The organism is Streptococcus pseudopneumoniae (assembly GCF_001074565.1).
GTDB classification, from domain to species: domain Bacteria; phylum Bacillota; class Bacilli; order Lactobacillales; family Streptococcaceae; genus Streptococcus; species Streptococcus pseudopneumoniae_J.
This window is the reverse complement of record NZ_JUQX01000049.1, coordinates 1-2530: the sequence shown is the minus strand read 5'-3', so window position 1 is coordinate 2530 and position 2530 is coordinate 1. Positions and strand designations below refer to the sequence as shown.

The 2530-nt window shown below is 41.2% G+C and carries 3 protein-coding genes; all 3 read right to left on the bottom strand.

The genetic code is table 11. The features are described from left to right. Positions 1-79: 79 nt before the first annotated feature. The gene (locus tag ADI74_RS07725; protein WP_049538110.1) at positions 80-919 is read right to left on the bottom strand and encodes a thymidylate synthase; all 840 of its coding nucleotides are present in this window, start codon (positions 917-919) and stop codon (positions 80-82) included. Positions 920-1017: 98 nt separating this feature from the next. After that, a complete protein-coding gene (locus ADI74_RS07720) occupies positions 1018-1977 on the bottom strand; it encodes an ROK family glucokinase (protein WP_049484369.1) in 960 nt (319 codons plus the stop codon). Positions 1978-2102: 125 nt separating this feature from the next. Beyond that, the coding region (locus ADI74_RS07715; protein WP_049538108.1) for an Ltp family lipoprotein at positions 2103-2530 on the bottom strand (428 nt) is incomplete at its 5' end.

The following is a 2530-nucleotide window of genomic DNA, read 5'->3' as shown; positions in this document are numbered from 1 at the left end:
AATACAGAACTAAATCCTTTGGATAAATTAATTGTCTAACTTTTTGGGGTCAGTACAAATTCCAACTTCTTTTTATTTGTTAGATGGCTAAATCAAACTTCAGCTGCGGCTTAACCGGATCATAGTCAACCAACTCAAAGTCCTCCGCTTTGATATCAAAGAAATTGGTCCCATCTGGCACATTTAAAACCAAGCGTGGTTGGCAGTTTGAAGATTCACGACGAAGCAATTCCTGAGCTTGTTCAAACTGATTATCATAGATATGAAGGTTGTTGATAAAATAGAAAAACTTCCCAACCTTCCAGCCAAAATGCTTGGCAATCATCATTTGAAGAGCCACATACTGCATGGCATTGATATGGTGGGCCACCAGCATATCATTAGAACGCTGAGTCAAGGTCGCATCCAGATAGATTTCCCCATCAACGCGACGGACATCAAACATGGTCTGAAAGGCGCATGGAAGGAGGCCGTCTGTCTCCTCAAAAGCCTCATAATCCCATAGTGAGATGATATTGCGACGATTCCAAGGATTGGCTTCCAACTGCTTAAGGATTTTGTTGATAATATCATGCTTCTTAACCACAGCCCCATAGCGCTCACCGATGGTTCCTGTATCTCCCACTTCCCAGTCATTCCAGTAGTGGACGTTGTACTTGTCATTGAGTACTTCTAGGCTATTAGACTGATCTTGGTAGATCCAGAGTACTTCTTTGATAGCTGATTTGATTGCAATGGGTCGCAGGGTTGTGATGGGAAATTCCCCTTTTGCCAAGTCATACTCTGCAAAAGCACCAGTCACATACTTAGAGTTAGCAACTGTTCCGTCCTTGTACTTAGGACGTGCTTGCTCAGAAAAGACACCGTCTTTGAGGATTCGTTCAATATTTTCTTTAAAAATCGTATCAGCTTTTGTCATTTACTCTCACCTCATTTATTGTCCTAACTAGTATAGCATAAAAAAAGAAAGGAGGAAAATCACTAGCTTTAAAGTAGTGTTTTCCCCCTTTTATTATCTTATTGCAATACAAGTGATGCCGCTCCAATAACTCCAGCGTCATTTCCTAGAGTTGCAAGAGCCAATTTAGTTGTTGTGCGTACTTGTGGGAAGGTATTTTCGTCGTAGACCTTTTGAACACCTTGTAGAAGGAATTCTCCCGCTGCTGACACCCCACCACCTATAACGATTGTTGAAGGATTGAGGATGGAGCCGATATTGGCACAAGCGATTCCCAAGTAACGTGAGAAGTTACGGTAAACGATCAAGGCAAGGTCATCTCCCTCTTTTGCCAAGTCAAAAACAGTTTTAGCAGTTACTTCTTCTCCATCGTCGATCAAGCGTTTCAAGGCCGCATCGCCTTCGTATTCATCAGCATAACGACGTGTCAAGTTGACAATCCCTGTTGCAGAAGCAACTGTCTCAAGACATCCCTTTTTACCACAAGTACATGCGATTGGTTGGTCAAAGTCAACAGTGATGTGGCCAAGCTCACCTGCTGCACCAGCAACACCGTGAAGCAATTTGCCTTCTGCCACGATACCACCACCAACACCAGTACCAAGTGTCATAAAGACAACGTCTGGTTGGTTTTCACCAGCGCCCATCCAGCGCTCACCAAGAGCAGCTACGTTGGCATCATTATCGATGAAGAATGGAATCCCCAATGCTTTTTCAATCTTTTCTTTAATCGGTTGAAGGGTTTTCCAGTTGAGGTTGTAGGCACCGATAACAGTCCCTTTTTCACGGTCAACCACACCAGGTGATCCCATTCCAATACCTCGGAAGTCTGTAGCTGACAATCCAAGCAAGTCCAAACGATGCTGAATAGACTCAATCATATCATCTACAATATGGCTTCCTTCGTCCAAAATATTGGTCTTGATAGACCATTTTTCTTGGATTTCTCCCTCTTGAGTTAAAATTGCAAACTTGATAGATGTACCACCAAGGTCAATCCCAATAATCTTTTGACTCATCGTCTTCTCCTTTTTAATTGAAAATGCTTACAGATATAGTATAACAAAAACGTCTCTTTTGTGCAAAGGTTTGCAGGCTACAAGACAAAATTAAAACATCTCATTTACTTCACTATTTGTAAAAATTAGTCACCTAGATGTTGAATGGCATAGTTTGCTTCTTCTTTTGTAAATTTTCTAAAATAAGGAGAAGTTAGCCTCTCATAAATTTCTGTCTTTGATAAATTGGCATTCTTTCGGTATTCTCTTGCTTGAGCTAAGGCATTCGCCTTATAGTCTGCTTGCAAATGATTGATAGCATATTGTGCAGTGTCACTATTAAAACCTTCAAAAATTAACATCTCATAAATTCTTTTTTTTGACAAATGAATCCTATTATAATCTTGTGCTGTCTTTAAAGCTGCTGAGTATGGATTCCCGGCTGCTGGTTTTGGTTGTCTCACACCATCGTTTCCTACATAGTAACGACCACCATCTACCCATTTACCCCTTACCATTTTGCCTTCAGAATTAACATAGTAACGGCCACCATCTACCCATTCATTCTTGGCCA

Coding starts and splice junctions, on each gene's coding strand:
- ADI74_RS07725 (WP_049538110.1), bottom strand. CDS start 919: ATGACAAAAGCTGATACGATTTTTAAAGAAAATATTGAACGAATCCTC.
- ADI74_RS07720 (WP_049484369.1), bottom strand. CDS start 1,977: ATGAGTCAAAAGATTATTGGGATTGACCTTGGTGGTACATCTATCAAG.